A 15732-nucleotide genomic window follows, 5' to 3' on the forward strand; every position below is an offset into this window, starting at 1 on the left:
GCTCGCCAGTAGGCTGCGTCTCGATTCGGTAATGTTGATTGACAGACAACTCGAAAATTTCGACTTCAGATGGCCAATTCGTCCAACGTGTCTCGATGGGATCGAATGGTCGTTGATGTGACGTTCGCCGCTTTCGCGACTTCCGACGAACTTGTTCGAGCGAAAAACTTCGCGTACAGGGGAATGACCGGGATGAGGATACTGGACCTGAGTAGATCGGGAAAGTACGTTCAGACGACACGATTCCGGGTTATCCCTGGAAGTGAGGGCCTTCGTCGCTTGGACTGTCTGATCCCGAGTCGTCGTGCACAACCGAGAGATACGGCGACGACGAACGCGGTTCTGGAAGCAGTCAGAAGCTCGGTGTGAGTGTTTTGCACTCACGCAGTCAGTGCTACTCGTTTCAGCACAGCAAGTAGACCATTCTATTAAACAGCACGTTCATTTAGATTCAGCACAAAATCCACAATAATGCCCGAAACCGTTCTCGTTCCGCTCGATGGGTCTCCACTTTCCGAGCGTGCTCTCAGGTACGTCATCGAGAATTTCGCGGAGGCCGTTATCACCACAATCCACGTTATTAACCCAGCTGACTCTCTTATCGACGTTGAGGTGGGCGGACTCCCAGTCGCCAGCGACTGGTACGACAGGGCCCAAGAACGAGCCGACGGAATTCACGCATCCGCGACGGAGTTTGCCGCAGATCACGATTTCGACCTCGATACTGTCACGGAAATCGGCCGTCCAGCACGAGCGATACTCGCATACGCCGACGAACACGATGTCGATCAGATCGTGATGGGGAGCCACAGTCGGTCAGACATTGAACGGGCTATTCTGGGAAGTGTCGCCGAGACAGTCACGCGTCAAGCACGGGTTCCGGTGACGATCATCCGATGACTCTCTCCAGAATGAACTACGGCACCCACTTGCCGAAGAACGCTACAGACAGTACCGAGACAGTGCCGGTGTATCGAACGTGACCTTTGCCGAGCACTCACAACAGTCTACGTGTACTGTACAGATCGAACGGCGAGGAGGACGTGGTAAGGCCGGTGCGCGGGCACTCGAACGGCACCTCCAGAACACGCCGGGCGTCCACAATGCCGAGGTTTCTTTCCGGACTGGGAGCGCACGCATAACATACGACGGGAATGTCACCGCTGAAGAGACACTCAAAGAGGTAGTCCGTGACCACGACGTTTCAGTCCGCGAGGATACTGAAACTGGACTAGACGACGTAAGTACCCGCTCGGAACTGCGTCGGGAAGCGGTGTTCGTCGGTCTGACGCTTGCCGGGATGGTGACCGGTCTGGCAACGGGATGGCTCGACGGTCCTGGATTCCTCATGTGGGCCGGGTACGGCGTCGCCTACGTCTTCGGCGGGTGGTACGGTCTTGAGGGGGCAATCGAGACGCTCCGCCATCGAGCGGTCGATATCGACCTGTTAATGATCGTCGCCGCACTCGGGGCGCTCTCGATTGGTGCGCCGTTCGAAGGGGCAATGTTGCTGTTCCTGTTCTCGCTGTCGAACGTGCTTCAGCACTACGCCATCGGGCGGTCGCGCCGTGCCATAAAGTCGCTCATCGAGATGCGCCCAGACTCAGCACAGGTGGTGCGCGATGGCGAGGAGGTTACGATGCCCATCGACGAAGTCGCGGTTGGCGACGTGTTCGTCGTCCGACCCGGCGACCGGATTCCACTCGACGGCGTCGTCGAAGCAGGCGAGAGTACGGTCGATCAGGCATCACTCACTGGCGAGTCCATACCCGTGCCAAAGGATCCTGGAGACGAGGTATTCGGCGGGACGATCAACGAAAGCGGGAGTTTAGAGGTCGAAGTGACCCGGCAGGCACACGAGTCGGCCATCACGCGACTCATCCATATGGTCGAAAGCGCCCAAAGCGAGAAGGCACCTACGCAGCGTCTCATCGACCGCCTCGAACAGCCGTATGTTCTCGGGGTGTTCGGCCTGACAATCGCGGCTATCGCGCTTCCACTGCTCTTGCTGGACGCAGAGTTCACGAGTACGTTCTACCAGGCGATGACGCTCATGGTCGCGGCATCACCGTGTGCGGTCATCATCTCGACGCCGGCGGCGGTGCTCTCGGCGATTGCGTCGGGCGGAAGGCAGGGTGTCCTGTTCAAAGGCGGTGAACACGTCGAGGCAGCAGCGAACATCAATGCAGTCGCGTTCGACAAAACCGGGACGCTCACCGAAGGCGATACACAGCTAACCGATGTCATAGTCCGCGACGCAAGTCCCACCTCCAGTGCGGTGAGTACCAACGACCAGCTCCTGGCGGTGGCGGCCGCGGTACAGACCCGCTCGGAACATCACCTCGCCGAGGCGACTGTCACAGCAGCAGAGCAGCAGTCACTCGACATCCCGGACGCTCACGGATTTCGAGCGGTCGCCGGTAAAGGAGTTCGAGCTGTGGTCGAAAACCGGACGATCCATATCGGCAATCCCTCCTACTTTGAGACAGTCCTTACAGACTGGACAATCGATGGGGTAGGGACGGGATTAGAGCGATTGAAAACGCTGGAATCGGAGGGAAAAACGAGCGTGCTCGTGGCACAGGAGATCGAGGGCTCGGTCCACGTGCTCGGTTGGCTTGCGTTCACTGACACCGTCCGCCCGGGGGCTGCAGACATGATCTCGGAACTCAGGGCTCTCGACGTTGACCACATCGTGATGCTGACGGGCGACAACGAACGCGTCGCACAGCGGATCGCAGATGAGGTCGGTATCGACGAGGTCCAGGCAGCGTTACTTCCCGAGGAGAAAGTTGCGAGTGTTGAGGAGTTGGTTGAGCGCTACGACACCGTGGCGATGGTCGGTGATGGAGTGAACGATGCACCAGCGCTCGCCACGGCAACCTTGGGTGTTGCGATGGGGGGTGCCGGAACAGACGTCGCACTCGAAACCGCCGATATTGTCCTGATGGGCGACGATATCAGCAAAATACCGTATGTGCTTGGGCTCGGTCGAAAGACACGCCGGACGCTCACGATCAACCTCGCTATTGCCTTCGGTGCAATTGCGCTCATGGTGGGGACCATCCTCCTGAGTGGACTTCCACTCCCACTCGCAGTGGTCGGGCACGAAGGGTCTACAGTCCTCGTTTCACTGAACGGTCTTCGATTATTGGGGTACAAGTGACGGCACTCGTCCTCGGGATCGACATCGACAGGCGACACCCTTCCACAGTGAACGCGATCTGGTGATGCACTAGGGAGTCAGCAAGGGCACCACTGGGAACGGGTTTATTAGACGTTCGGTCGTACCACTCTGGATGAATACTCGTCATCGCTTCTCGCTAGCGACTGGGTTCGTCGTTCTTTCCGGCGTCGTGAGCGTCGTCGCCGCACCCGAACTCCCATCTCAAATCGTCTCAAACTGGGATGCGAGCGGCAATCCTAACGGAACGATGTCAAAGACGCTCGCTCTCTGGCTTGTCCCTGCACTGACAGCAGGTCTACTCATCGTATTTGCCGCCCTCCCTCGAATCGATCCGCTTGGCGAGAATATCGAGGCGTTCCGCCCATACTACGACTGGTTCGTCGTCATCTTCACAGGGTACATGTTCGTACTCCACGCCGGGATGGTCGCGTTCAATCTCGGCTACGAGTTCGACTTCACGTATCTCATTCTGGTCGCGGCCGCTGGTCTCCTCTACTACAGCGGTGTCCTAGTCACACATGCGAAACGCAACTGGTTCGTCGGCATTCGAACCCCATGGACGCTGAGTAACGAGGAAGTATGGAACCGGACACACGCACTCGGAGGGAAGTTGTTCAAGGCCACAGCGATTCTGACGCTAGTTGGACTGCTGTTCGGCGACTACGCACTCTACTTCCTCGTTATCCCCGCTCTCGTGACTGCCGCGACAACCGTGGTGTACTCGTATTACCTGTACGAGCGAATTGAGCAGGGCGGGATCTCCCCTGAGAGCGGGGTCTGACGTACCCTCGTTTACCTCGTTACGAGGTGCTGCTGGCCTAATCTATTGCCTGTGTAAAATAGAAGTAGCGTTCACTCGACACTGGTTGCGAAGAAAACGTACGGACGTCACCCAAGAAGGTATCGAACCCAGGGATACCGTTCGACGAGCGGTTGCCCACCGTGTTCGTACTGTTCGATGTACGCGTCAAGGCCGAGAATCCGGCCAGCGCCGAAGGCAGCGATGGCGAGGAAGACAAGCATGTACGCGAAGTCGCCGTTGATGTAACCGTGAGCGATGTCCTAGTTCCCGAAGTAGAACAGGAGCATCATGAGCGCGCCGAAAAATGCAGCGAGGCGAGTCAGCCCACCGACGAGTAGCCCAAGACCGATGAGAAGTTCACCCCATGACACAGCGATGTTGACAAACTATCCATTAGTAATTAATCAGCCAATAGTATGAATAAGGCACTGCATTTCGAGTTACATTATGTCCCCAGAAAAGGACGACACGGAGCAGTCCGAAACTCGGTGTGAGAAAGACGCCGTCGAACGAGCAGACAGCACCCGCCCAGTATCGAATGGACCTGGTCTCCAGCCCGACCGTCGCCGCTTTCTTGGCGGTGTTGGGGCGGTCGGGATGCTTGGTAGTTTGTCCGAATTCACCCAGCCAGGAAGCGGTCGTGCTGACCTCGGTATGGTCGGCACGAGTTCCCAGAATACCCCACCGAGTGAATCGAAACCAGACGCAGCGTACTCGAGAACCGACCTTGGTACGCTTGGTGGTGTCGAGAGCACCGCGACGAGCATCAATCGTGGCGGGTACGTCGTTGGTTTCAGTCAGCGAGGCGATTTGGTTCCGCACGCATTCATGTGGTCGAAAGCGGAGGGCATGCAAGATCTCGGGACCCTCTCCGACAGCGTCAGTAGAGCTACTGATATTAACGGCCACTGTACGGTCGTCGGTGCGAGCAGAGTGACCGATATCTGGGAGAGGGACACCGGGACTCAAACGGAAATATACCCGGAGCACGCTATTCGTTGGTCGAGGGGAGAGGGGATGCGAGATATCTACAGTAGCGGCGAGCAGAACACTGTTGCCACCGCTATCAACGACCGGGGAGATATCGTCGGAACTCTCCACTACTGGGGCACGGATGCGACGGAAGGATTCGTCAAATGGGGGGATAGTGAAAGCGCCGCCCCGCTAGAATCGTCAAGGTACTTTTTAGCACCCACAGATATCAACACGCACGGTCAGATTGTTGGGATGACCATGGATGTCGAAGGCCAAGAACGCGGACCGTTCATTTGGTCGGAAGCCGACGGAAAACGCGACATCGATACACCCGGTGGCAACCACAGTGAGGCCACGGCTATCAACGACAACAGTCAGGTTGTAGGGGTGAGCTCGACAGAAAAGCAGAATGGCCTTCGCGCGTTCCTCTGGACGGCAGACGAGGGGATGCGTGATCTCGGGACTCTCGGCGGCAACTATAGTAAGGCTACCGACATCAACAACTGCGGTCAGGTTGTAGGGATGAGCCAGACGGCAGATGGAACCGTTCACGCATTCATTTGGTCCGAGGACGATGGAATGCGTGACCTCGGGACGCTCGGTGGTAATTACAGTACTGCAGCAGGTATCAACGACCGAGGGCAGGTCGCCGGTTCTAGCCGCACAGCTGATGGCTATCCACACGCAGCAATATGGAACCCTGAATAGCCGCTGTCGGACGATTGTGGTTGGGAGCACGTGCCTGGCATTGGCTACTCAATTTGCGACGACCGGGGCTATCTTCCGGACGTGCTTGAGCCGTTGATCGAGGATCGTGATGCGATTAAAGCCGAAATTCGAGAGACTGAGGATGAAGAGCGTCGTGATGAGTTGGAAGGCCAATCGAGTGCGATCAAGTGGATTTTGGTGTCGTGTTTCGGCTATCAGGGCTTTTCGAACGCGAAGTTCGGACGGATCGAATGCCACGAAGCGATCAACGCATTTGCGAGAGAGATTCTGTTAGAGACGAAAGCGGTACTCGAGGAACATGGATGGCGGATTGTGCATGGGATCGTCGATAGTGTGTGGGTGACACCGATCGAAGGCGAGGAACAGACGTCGCTTTCGGAGCTTGTCTCGGAGATTTCCGAAGAGGTGGATATCCGACTTGAACATGAAGCCCACTACGACTGGATATCGTTTGTGCCATTGCGTGATTCGAATGCTGGTGCATTGACAAAGTACTTCGGGAAAGTCGCTGGTGAGGACGAGTACAAGTATCGGGGGCATCGAGTGCCGCCAGCGGAGTTCGCCCTCGTATGTCGATGAGGCGCAGAAGGCGTTGATTCGAGCGGTCGATGCGTATCGTGATCCAAAGGCGGTTTGTGAGGAACTGCGGTCGTGGGTGGATCGCCTTGAGCGTGGGGCGGTCGATCCGAGTGAGTTAGTGATTACGAATCGTGTTTCGAAGCAGCGAGAGGACTACACGCAATCGATGCGGAGTGTGGCGGCACTGGAGCGAGCGGGTGATTTAGGGTTGGGACGTGCGCCTGGTCAGAGTGTATCGTATGTGGTGGTCGATGATGCAAAGCAGTCGCAGGAGCGGGTGCTATTGGCGGGTGAGGAGTTGAACGAGTATGATGTCGGGTTTTATCGGGAGTTGTTAGTTCGGGCAGCAGCGAGTGTGGTATCACCGCTCGGGTGGCGTGAATCGGATATTGAAGAGGAGTTAGGACAGTATACCGAGTCTAGTTTGGCGTCGTTCGGTTGAGAAACACTGAGCAACTGCCTTGTTGAAACCCCTAATTGGTGATGGGTTTCAGTAACGCTGCTGAATACAGAGCGCATATCTTGCACGCTGTACGGCATTCGCTGGGAGCAGAATTTCACACCATCCACATACCTTCTGTCGACCTAACCGTGTCAGTCTGAGCTACGAATCGACACCGTGGGGACCATCAACTATTATTTCTATGACGATGGTACATGTGTCTGTCATGGTAGTACTCTCTGGAAGATACAACAACGCCCCCGATAGCTTGAGTGTCGTCGCTGGCGGCTACGGTAACACCGCCAGCGGTCTTTCTGCGACCGTCGGGGGCGGCGGCTATAACGAAGCCAGCAGTTCGTATGCGACCGTCGGTGGGGGCAGCAGTAACACCGCCAGCGGTATTGGTGCAACCATTCCAGGGGGAGGGGATAACACCGCTAGCGGCGACTATTCCTTCGCAACCGGATACAACGCAAAAACCGATTCTGAAAGCGGTGTCGTACATGATGGTGCGGTCGTGTTCGCTGATGCGACAGACACCGAGTTCCGCTCGACGGGCTCCAACCAGTTCCGGTCGCAGATGCCGATGTACGCCCCCACGTTCAATACCACTAGCGCCCAGGCTGAGAAGCAGGAGATCATGCCAGTCGACCCCAGTACTGTCTTGGATGCCGTCACCGACCTTCAGGTGAACACCTGGGAGTTCAAAAACACTGACGACGGTCGTCACATGGGGCCGATGGCCGCCGAATTCAACGCGGCGTTCGACCTCGGCAGCGACGAGGAAACCATCGCCAGTGTCGACGCTGACGGGGTCGCACTCGCGGCCATTCAGGGCCTGGCTCACCAACTCGACGAGAAGGACGAGCGAACCGACACGCTCGAAGCCGACAAGAAGGACCTCGAGCAGGACGTTGCGAACTTACAGCAAGAGAACGAGCGGTTGCGCGAGCAGTATACAGCGCTCGAGGAACGGATGGCCGCGCTCGAAGACCAATGGATGTGACGCGGAAGCCACCCGGAAAGGCGCTCTCACCGACTGCTGCTAACTCACTCACTTTTTCAGTTCTGTCTCGCCAAACAACACTGTCCGATGGTGCCCAGCGACCGCTGACCGAATGTGCGGCTGGTTCGACCGAATGTGAGGACACACCGACGACTGAGCGCGCCCTGCTCGACCGTGCACAACAGCATGCGGAAGAACAGTGTCCTCGGGCGTATCGGGCTTCGACAGATGCACTGAATTATTTTAATAAGGCGTAAAGAGATAGACTATGATCGAAACTGTCGCGGTCACTGGAGGCAATGGCCGTGTTGGACAGGGCGTACTGGCACATTTGAACGACGAAGGTTACCGGACGGTCAACCTCTCGCGTGGTAAGCGAGACGAGAAGCATTCGGATGAGTATCTCACGACCGATGTATTGGACACCGGTGAGGTCTACGGATCGCTTGCGAAGAGCACTGCCGACGCAATCGTTCACCTTGGGATGCTCCCAACACCGGACGTGACGCCAGGATACCAAACGTACAAAAGTAACGTCATGTCCAGTTATCACGTTCTGGAGGCCGCAGGGGCACTTGGAATCGATACGGTCGTTCTAGCATCGAGTTTCAGTGCTATAGGTGGTGGATTCGAACCAGAAGGCATTACTGTCGATTACCTTCCTCTTGACGAGAATCACCGTCTGACGCCGTCAAACCCCTATGGGATGGGCAAGCAAATGCTTGAGATTACTGCCGATGGGTTTGCACGTCGCGTCGATGATCGACCACGGACGATCACCTCCCTTCGGTTCCCGTGGGTCGTTGATGATACTCTAGCCCGCAAGACGTTTGTCAAGGGTGACCGAACGCTGGCTGGGATGCGAGCGTCGGATCACTTCCACACTCAGCGTAACACGCTATTCACCTACGTTCACATGTCGGACGTGGTCGATCTCGTTCAGCGGGCCGTCGAGGCTACCTTTGATGGCCACGAGTGCATTTGGGTATCGGCACCTGACACTAGTGCCGAAACACCTACTCGTGAACTCATTGCGGAAGTTTTTCCCGAGGTCGATGTTCGATGCGATTTTGCCGAGCACGACCACTCGACGCTGGTCGATACAGCAAAAGCACAGAACCTGTTCGGCTGGACACCTGAGTGGAGTTGGCGACAACTGGGATGATGGCACAGAACCGCGCACAGGCCGAACAATTCGTCTTCGACGTCGATGCCTCCGGAATGGTCGACGTGACCAACGAACTGATAGCCTGCACGTGCCCGCACCACGTCCACCGCAATGCATACTGCAAACACATGGCCGCCGTCGCAACCGCGACTGATGACGTCACTCTCGACGCATTCCCGTCCGAGGACGACGACTATCGTGATACCACCAAGACAGCGTAAAAAATGACGTATAAAGTCCGCGATCACTAATGGAATTTTTGATAAATTGATGAGGAGAGTGCGTTCCATTCGTCTTGCACGTTTGGGCGATGCAATGGGAGTGAACTCACGCTTCCAGCGTTTGCAGTCGCGTATTTTTACCCTCTGACCTATTATTGTCGGAGTCTAGAGCACCAACCGTGGGGAATCCCTTTACGGGATCTGCTTGTACCATTTCCCCACACTCTCTCCCACAACCAGCATTGCTTGTACAGACGTTAAGACGTCTACTACTCGATCGCTACCCCACCTGTTGGTTACAACGCTGCCTAAGACTGGCACAATCCGATAAATCGAATGTAGTTATTCTCATCTCTGACTCACTTCGAATCCATTAAACACGGTATCGCCGAGTATGACCGGGTCAGTGAGACCAAACATTAATGAGAAATTGCGATTCAAAATCTCCCTTGAGGTGTTTCGACGGACGATCAGTTCGACTATTTGCCGATGAACCGGACCGAAACCGACTCAGCCCAGTTGATCCTCCCTCCCGACGTTACACTTATTGGATCCATCCGCAAGGTGCACCCATGGGTCAGTCCATGGATCTCATAATCAGAGATGGGTACGTAGAACGGGCGGATGCCGTCGTAGATATCGGGATCGATGACGGTGACATCACGACGATCGAACCGAGCATCAAGGCGGATGGCACTCGCGAACTCGATGCTGGCGAGGGCCTGGTGTCGCCCGGGTTCGTCGATGCGCACTTCCATACGGACATGGCGTTCGCAGCGGCCGGCGAGCGGCGCCCGAATTACAACGAACAGACGTACTTGAGGAAGGAGCTCGTCGGAAAGTCGCGGGAGTTCTTCGCGAACGAGTCGGTGGCCGACCTCAAAGCCCGGATCCGGCGGGCAGCGGAACAGGCCGTCACCAACGGCGTCCTCCATATGCGAAACCACGTCTACGTCGACAGCACTGTGGGGACGAAAATTGTCGAGGCGACACTCGAGGTGCAAGACGAGTTGGCGGACGTACTGGACATGCAGATCGTGGCTTTCCCACAGCAGGGGTTCCTCCGCGATCCCGGTTCCCAGGACGCTGCCCGTGCGGCGTTGGAGATGGGGGCAGATCTCGTGGGCGGCATTGATCCGGCGTCGATGAACAACAGCATCGACGACACAATCGACACGTGGTTCGATATCGCCACCGACTACGACGTCAACATCGACGCGCACGTCCATGATCGGGGAACGGTCGGAATGTACACGCTCGAGCGGCTAGCCGAGGAGACGGTCGAACGGGGGTACGAGGGTCGAGTGACTGCTGGCCACTGCTTCGCACTCGCCGACGCCGCGGACGAGGGGCAAGCCTATCTCACGGGGCGTCTCGAGCGTGCGCTTGAGACGTTCGCGGCGGCTGACCTCCGGGTGGTCACCTGCTATCAGAGTACGCGACCGACGATGCCCATCCGGCAGTTCCACGACAACGGACTCGTCATGGCCCACGGAACTGACGAGGCCCAGGACGTCTGGGAGTCCCATGGTAACCTAAATCCGTTAGAGGCGATGCTCGTGGCTTCTCTCAAGCTCCGGCTCGCGTCCGGACGGCGTTGGGGAACGAACGATGGCTTGGCGTCCCTCTGGCAGTTGATTACCGACCAGGGTGCCGAGGTTCTGGGGATCCACGACACCTACGGCCTCGAGCCGGGGACGCCCGCCGACCTCGTCGTCCACAACGCACAGTCTCCACAGTGGGCAATCGTCGAGAACCCCGCTCCGCAGTGCGTCATCAAGAACGGACAGATTGTCGCCGAACACGAGCCTCGAACCACGTCGCTCGTGTAACCCTGGCGTCGACTCGCCCGTCGTGCATCACCCGTCTGTGCCTGCACCGGAGTCACACCGGAAGCCAGGCGTTTGGTAGTGTTCCGGACCAGTGAGTACGAACGCGAGTGAAGGCGGCAACTGGCGGGTGAAGTACGGTCTTGGAGTTCCGTGCGCGCGTACCGCCCACTGTTGGCGCTGCGTGATTCAGCTTCGACGTTTACGAATGGCCGCCCGGCTGAGAGCTTGCGGCGGCCTGCTTCTTGAGCGTCTTGGCGATGAAGTACGGTGTGTTGTCCAAGACGATTACGAGCTTTCTGCCGAACTGCTGTCGTAAGGCTCACAGGAAGTGCTTGCTGACCTCGGCGGTGAACGAGTCGGGCGTCAGCGTGACGAAGTGGTCGCCAGTATCAGTGACTGCCCCGCTGTGCTGCATACCCGTGATGAGGTTCTATAATCGCTGTTGGCTCTGTTTAAATCACCAAGGATTGACAGAATTGACGTGCTGAATACAGACCGTGGATTTATCGATACTACCATGGAAGGCTTTCGAAGAATTTGGTTACCCCGACAGCTATCAGAAGGAGTCCGAATCCACGAAACGCCATTCCGCCTGTTTCACTTGACCGTGATTCGTCCGTCACTGGGCCAAAGTGGCGAATGTGGATTAGATCCTCTGCAAAAAAGAATAGAATGACCCCGAGACCGAGAGGAATGAGGTAACCATATGCCATTTCGTACGTCTCTCTGATTTATCCTCATACTCATCAATCTTCCTCACCAGCACGATTCCTGAAACCAATCATCGCTTGAGGGTTTCAACAAGGCCTGACTGTTTGAGACAGCAGTGGTGATTACTGCGCGAAAATATAGCCGACAAAGATGAGGATGCCCCCGACGGCGAGACTGGAGAGGATCCCGATCAGGCGAGAGTAGAGTTGGTTGTGCCGATAGTCGCCAGTAAGATGGCCGACCGACCAGATCAAGAGCGCTAGGCAGGTCGCAGTCGTAATGACAAACCAGAGTCCGGACGGCATGCGAAACAATCCTTGCCATTGGATAGTGTATGCGTAGAATGTTCGCCAGAGGAATAGGCCTGCAACCAGCAAACCGATGAATCCGGCGGTCTGTTCTTTGTGGCGTTGATCTTCAAATACTTCCATGTAGAGTAATCATTTTAGTCATGAATAAATCTATGTGTAATCCGAGTTCTTGTTGCTACAGTCAATAGACGCAGACTGTAGATGCGCAATGAACGAGCTCAAGCCATAGCTCAACAACACATCGACCACTACCATTGCTACTGACGAACGTTCGCCGCCGAGCGAATAACCGCTACTCGTGACCACTGGACAATCAGCCGGCAGAAACACACGGGTCTTCACCCAGCTGAAACACACCGGATTTCATCTGTTTTTCCACTGGACAGACAGTCAGCCCCAGCTCCTGACAGTCCCGCTGATGACACACCAGAGTTCCGCTGTAAACAGCACTCGCTCGACAGTCTCACCGTCACTAATAGTGATTCGCGGAAGTCTTCTCACTTTCCAACGTACCAGCTCTCAGACTCGAATGAATCTGCGTGATGAATACAGGGCGCATATTCATCAATCCAGCCGCGCTAGTTCGGTAGCTCAATCAGATTAGCGAGAAAAACCTGATTCTAGAAAGTAGGATCTATCTGCCATTCATCGGGCAACCTACTTTTCCCTACGGATATTCATCGCAATCGCGTTCACGCTTCTGGCGCGAGAGCCTCGGTGGTAGCTACTATCTCGGACTGGGTGGCCCGTACTGGAAATACTACTGCCGCCGAGTCAACTACCTCCGATGATTCCCATCGGCGAAGTAGCTGCTTGGTCTCCTCAGGTGTTCCCGCAACCCCGAGCGTATCCAGCATCTCATCTGAGATCACCTCCATCGCTGTTTCCTGATTGCCACTGGCCCAGAGCTGAGCGATTTCCTCGGATTCGGCCTCGTACCCCTGACGAGCGATGTGGTTGCGATAGACGACACCCATCGCACCAATGTAGAATGCAAGGTGGTGGCGGACGAGGTTCCGAGCACGCTCGCTATCGTCGAGTGCGCAGCACGGCACCTCGACTGTTACCCGTACGTCTTCAACAGACCGTTCTCCCAGTTCAGTCCCGGTTCGGAGGTTCTCAATGCTATCTGTGAGTCCGTCCAGGGTTGCCATCGGAATGTGACACCCGTCAGCGAATCGTCCTGCGAGTTCCATCGATTTAGGTCCCATCGCGGCGACATCGATAGCCGGTGGCGGAGACGGGGGCTCAAACCGCAACCGGAACCCATCTACCTTAAAAACGGTTCCGTCGTACCTTACAGGATCCCCGGAGAGGACTTGCCGGACAATTTCAACGCTCTCGCAGAGCCGTCGAAACGGTTCTTCATGATGAACGCCATGCCACCCCTCGACGAGTTGCGGCGTGCTTGCGCCAAGACCGAGTCGAAACCGCCCCCCAGAAACCTCTTGGAGCGTCGCCGCGGTCTGTCCCAACAAGGCTGGTGACCGAGAATAGACTGACGAGATACTGGTCCCAAGACCGATTTCTTCAGTATGCGTGGCGATGGTCGCAAGCGTAGTAATCGCATCACGTCCCCACGTCTCAGCCAACCAGACCCTGTCATAGCTAGCCTCCTCAGCTATTTCCGCATACTCAATAAGGTGATCAATGCTAGGTTGTGACGAAATCGGGAGAAAGAGATCTCTCATGGGTTATCGCTCCGGATTCCAAGGACATTCCCAACAGCTGTGACCTTACCTTCTGGACCGATTTCGCAGCTAATACGCGTTTTCCGCCCCCGTTCGTCTTTAACCCACGACTGGAGATGAATCGGCTGATCAAGAGGGGTTGGTTTCAGATAGTCCACGTGAAGTTCGGAGGTAACGAATTGAATGAGGTTGTCAGTCAGCGGACGATCCTCTGCGAGATGAGTGAAAACTATCGCGGTCCACATTGCCTGGCAATCGATTAAGGACGCGACCAGGCCACCATACATACTGTTTGGCGCACCAGAATTGAAGATATCGTCGGGCTCGAAGGTCGCCACGAGCCGATCACCCTCTTCGGAGAGATAGCTCTTGAGTTGTAGTCTATTGTCGTTCGCTGGGCCGCACCCATAACAGGTGCCCTCCGGCCAAGCAGAATCTTGTACCGCTTCTTGTTGTAGTGATGTCGTCATGGTCTATTCTCAGTTTCAGTTCGGAACTCTAACACAGTCCTCCTCTACTCTTCATTCTCTACTAGCTCTCTCGCCGCACTGTCTCCAAAAAGCATAAGTCACGAATAATAATAAATAATACCAAATTTTGGCTGACAGCTCGTTAGCGATAGATACATCCTCTATATCTGGTACACCATTTCTAACAGATTACTGGTGGGTGACGTTCAACCGCTGACTCGTCAGCTCGGAACACTTCGGCACGTTCTCAACCAAGCCGTCCTCGAGTGTCACTAGTAGGAATAGTCCATTATAACGTTGTAATAGAGGGGGATCGCGAACGCGACCCCCTCCATTTCGCAGAAATAGACACACCCCACAGTAACCAACACACTAGTACCACCATGTGTCACCGGCAGTGCGGTGTGAATCTCTTGTGGTGGCGTGGTTCGAGCGGGGGTTCGTCGAACCCCCGTGATTACAACGCTATACTCAGCGTCCTCCGTTTCCTCCCGCGTTTGCTTCGTGTGCTCGCATCCACCCGGCTAACTCGGGATGGGCGAACGTGATTTCGATGTGATGGCCACCGACACCCATGGCGTCATCAATCGACAGCGTTCGAGATGTCTTGTAGGTCACACCGGGTACCCGTTCAGCCATCTCTTCCATCACCCGATAGCCATCGTTCTTGTATGCACAATCGTAGTGTGTCGCAACTTCTCGATAACCGAGTCGAGCAACCATTACGTCGTTCGTCTTCGCGACGTTCTTCGCGTGCTCGAGGACGTCAAGGTATTTGTCTTCGACGTGCTGACTCTCGGCTCGCTTCTCGCGGAAGTTGACGAGCTCAGTGTTCTGTTCTGCGCGTTGGACTGTCTCGAAGAGCTGACGGCCTGCATTCGAGGCTTCCGTGGCGGGATTCGGCGAATCGTCGTCAACACTCTCTTCGGTCTCGTAATCCCGCACGAAGTCCCGCAATATGGACGCCCGCATGCGACTATTCTTCTCTTCAGCGTCGATGAGACTGACGGTAGTGTGAGCACACACTACATTTATACCGAGCGCTCCCCTCATGGTCTGTATGAGCAATGAGAGCGTGGATTCCGAAAGCAAAGTCTCGGGGAATCAAGCGAATATTCCTGCACGAATCCGCCGTGAACTCGATATCGATGATGGTGATAAACTTCGCTGGCAGCTCCAAGATGACGGTACGGTTCGTATTCACGTCGTCCAGCGCCGAAGTGGTACGTTTAGTGACTTCGGCGGATACGACGGCGACGACGAGACTGACGTAACGACTGAACACGACGCATGGGGCGTCGACGTCAACTAAATGCCACGCGCACTCATCGACACAACCGTCCTCTTCGCTGCCGCCTATCGTCGAGACAGCGCACACGACGCTGCCCTCCCGATCGTACAGGGTGTAGACACAGCATCGCTTCCAGAAGCAGTTGTTCTTGATTACGTGCTTGCAGAGACGCTCAACGGGCTGATCACGCACGCTGGCCACGACGCTGCAACGGACTTTCTCGACCGGCTAGAGGAGAACGCGCGCTTTCACATCGAGTTCTTGACCACCGACGCCTTCGCCACCGCGAAAGCGCTCTTTCGGCAATACGAGCGATT

At 56.0% G+C, this 15732-nt stretch carries 15 protein-coding genes and 2 pseudogenes; 12 read left to right on the top strand and 5 right to left on the bottom strand.

Going from position 1 to position 15732, the window contains the following annotated elements; all coding sequences use genetic code 11:
• Positions 1–471: 471 nt before the first annotated feature.
• From ACN2TU_RS21815 to ACN2TU_RS21825, 3 genes are all read left to right on the top strand, one after another.
• The gene (locus tag ACN2TU_RS21815; RefSeq protein ID WP_435158398.1) at positions 472–900 is read left to right on the top strand and encodes a universal stress protein; all 429 of its coding nucleotides are present in this window, start codon (positions 472–474) and stop codon (positions 898–900) included.
• 79 nt (positions 901–979) lie between these two features.
• On the top strand, positions 980–3166 hold the full coding sequence (locus tag ACN2TU_RS21820) for a heavy metal translocating P-type ATPase (protein ID WP_435158399.1): 2187 nt from the start codon (positions 980–982) through the stop codon (positions 3164–3166).
• A 133-nt stretch (positions 3167–3299) separates the two neighbouring features.
• Positions 3300–3968 (top strand): SdpI family protein, encoded by a 669-nt coding sequence (locus ACN2TU_RS21825; RefSeq protein ID WP_435158400.1) that lies wholly within the window; start codon positions 3300–3302, stop codon positions 3966–3968.
• 107 nt (positions 3969–4075) lie between these two features.
• Here the strand turns inward: ACN2TU_RS21825 and ACN2TU_RS21830 are convergent.
• A pseudogene (locus ACN2TU_RS21830) lies at positions 4076–4375 on the bottom strand (DoxX family protein); the annotation flags it as partial.
• Between the two features lie 61 nt (positions 4376–4436).
• On the opposite strand from ACN2TU_RS21830, the gene ACN2TU_RS21835 reads away from it, so the two are divergent.
• From ACN2TU_RS21835 to ACN2TU_RS21865, 7 genes and pseudogenes are all read left to right on the top strand, one after another.
• The gene (locus ACN2TU_RS21835; RefSeq protein ID WP_435158401.1) at positions 4437–5672 is read left to right on the top strand and encodes a hypothetical protein; all 1236 of its coding nucleotides are present in this window, start codon (positions 4437–4439) and stop codon (positions 5670–5672) included.
• An 18-nt stretch (positions 5673–5690) separates the two neighbouring features.
• Positions 5691–6714: pseudogene (locus ACN2TU_RS21840) on the top strand (DNA polymerase domain-containing protein); the annotation flags it as partial.
• A 226-nt stretch (positions 6715–6940) separates the two neighbouring features.
• A complete protein-coding gene (locus ACN2TU_RS21845) occupies positions 6941–7720 on the top strand; it encodes a tail fiber domain-containing protein (protein WP_435158402.1) in 780 nt (259 codons plus the stop codon).
• Positions 7711–7977 (top strand): hypothetical protein, encoded by a 267-nt coding sequence (locus ACN2TU_RS21850; protein ID WP_435158403.1) that lies wholly within the window; start codon positions 7711–7713, stop codon positions 7975–7977. The genes ACN2TU_RS21845 and ACN2TU_RS21850 overlap by 10 nt, the downstream gene beginning before the upstream one ends.
• 11 nt (positions 7978–7988) lie before the next feature.
• Positions 7989–8885, top strand: a complete 897-nt coding sequence (locus tag ACN2TU_RS21855; RefSeq protein WP_435158405.1) for an NAD-dependent epimerase/dehydratase family protein — start codon at positions 7989–7991, stop codon at positions 8883–8885.
• On the top strand, positions 8882–9109 hold the full coding sequence (locus ACN2TU_RS21860) for an SWIM zinc finger family protein (protein WP_435158407.1): 228 nt from the start codon (positions 8882–8884) through the stop codon (positions 9107–9109). Before ACN2TU_RS21855 ends, ACN2TU_RS21860 begins: the two co-directional genes overlap by 4 nt.
• 584 nt (positions 9110–9693) lie before the next feature.
• Complete coding sequence (locus ACN2TU_RS21865) at positions 9694–10941, top strand: amidohydrolase family protein (RefSeq protein ID WP_435158409.1); 1248 nt, start codon at positions 9694–9696, stop codon at positions 10939–10941.
• Positions 10942–11774: 833 nt separating this feature from the next.
• On the opposite strand, the gene ACN2TU_RS21870 is transcribed toward ACN2TU_RS21865, so the two are convergent.
• The 4 genes from ACN2TU_RS21870 to ACN2TU_RS21885 form a co-directional block, all read right to left on the bottom strand.
• Positions 11775–12083 carry a hypothetical protein gene (locus ACN2TU_RS21870; protein WP_435158410.1) on the bottom strand — a complete coding sequence of 103 codons (309 nt, stop codon included), beginning with the start codon at positions 12081–12083 and terminating at the stop codon, positions 11775–11777.
• Positions 12084–12655: 572 nt separating this feature from the next.
• Entirely contained in the window at positions 12656–13654 is a 999-nt protein-coding gene (locus ACN2TU_RS21875; protein ID WP_435158411.1) for a TIGR04024 family LLM class F420-dependent oxidoreductase, read from the bottom strand.
• Positions 13651–14124 carry a PaaI family thioesterase gene (locus ACN2TU_RS21880; RefSeq protein WP_435158413.1) on the bottom strand — a complete coding sequence of 158 codons (474 nt, stop codon included), beginning with the start codon at positions 14122–14124 and terminating at the stop codon, positions 13651–13653. The genes ACN2TU_RS21875 and ACN2TU_RS21880 overlap by 4 nt, the downstream gene beginning before the upstream one ends.
• A gap of 471 nt (positions 14125–14595) precedes the next feature.
• Positions 14596–15096 (bottom strand): hypothetical protein, encoded by a 501-nt coding sequence (locus ACN2TU_RS21885; RefSeq protein WP_435158414.1) that lies wholly within the window; start codon positions 15094–15096, stop codon positions 14596–14598.
• A gap of 88 nt (positions 15097–15184) precedes the next feature.
• On the opposite strand from ACN2TU_RS21885, the gene ACN2TU_RS21890 reads away from it, so the two are divergent.
• Entirely contained in the window at positions 15185–15436 is a 252-nt protein-coding gene (locus ACN2TU_RS21890; RefSeq protein WP_435158415.1) for an AbrB/MazE/SpoVT family DNA-binding domain-containing protein, read from the top strand.
• Positions 15437–15732, top strand: a 296-nt coding sequence (locus ACN2TU_RS21895) for a type II toxin-antitoxin system VapC family toxin (protein WP_435158416.1), incomplete at its 3' end; no start/stop codon positions are given. It abuts the gene before it with no gap.

The organism is Haladaptatus marinus, from assembly GCF_051194195.1.

Coding starts and splice junctions, on each gene's coding strand:
- ACN2TU_RS21815 (WP_435158398.1), top strand. CDS start 472: ATGCCCGAAACCGTTCTCGTTCCGCTCGATGGGTCTCCACTTTCCGAG.
- ACN2TU_RS21825 (WP_435158400.1), top strand. CDS start 3,300: ATGAATACTCGTCATCGCTTCTCGCTAGCGACTGGGTTCGTCGTTCTT.
- ACN2TU_RS21835 (WP_435158401.1), top strand. CDS start 4,437: ATGTCCCCAGAAAAGGACGACACGGAGCAGTCCGAAACTCGGTGTGAG.
- ACN2TU_RS21845 (WP_435158402.1), top strand. CDS start 6,941: ATGGTAGTACTCTCTGGAAGATACAACAACGCCCCCGATAGCTTGAGT.
- ACN2TU_RS21850 (WP_435158403.1), top strand. CDS start 7,711: ATGGATGTGACGCGGAAGCCACCCGGAAAGGCGCTCTCACCGACTGCT.
- ACN2TU_RS21855 (WP_435158405.1), top strand. CDS start 7,989: ATGATCGAAACTGTCGCGGTCACTGGAGGCAATGGCCGTGTTGGACAG.
- ACN2TU_RS21860 (WP_435158407.1), top strand. CDS start 8,882: ATGATGGCACAGAACCGCGCACAGGCCGAACAATTCGTCTTCGACGTC.
- ACN2TU_RS21865 (WP_435158409.1), top strand. CDS start 9,694: ATGGATCTCATAATCAGAGATGGGTACGTAGAACGGGCGGATGCCGTC.
- ACN2TU_RS21870 (WP_435158410.1), bottom strand. CDS start 12,083: ATGGAAGTATTTGAAGATCAACGCCACAAAGAACAGACCGCCGGATTC.
- ACN2TU_RS21875 (WP_435158411.1), bottom strand. CDS start 13,654: ATGAGAGATCTCTTTCTCCCGATTTCGTCACAACCTAGCATTGATCAC.
- ACN2TU_RS21880 (WP_435158413.1), bottom strand. CDS start 14,124: ATGACGACATCACTACAACAAGAAGCGGTACAAGATTCTGCTTGGCCG.
- ACN2TU_RS21885 (WP_435158414.1), bottom strand. CDS start 15,096: ATGCGGGCGTCCATATTGCGGGACTTCGTGCGGGATTACGAGACCGAA.
- ACN2TU_RS21890 (WP_435158415.1), top strand. CDS start 15,185: ATGAGCAATGAGAGCGTGGATTCCGAAAGCAAAGTCTCGGGGAATCAA.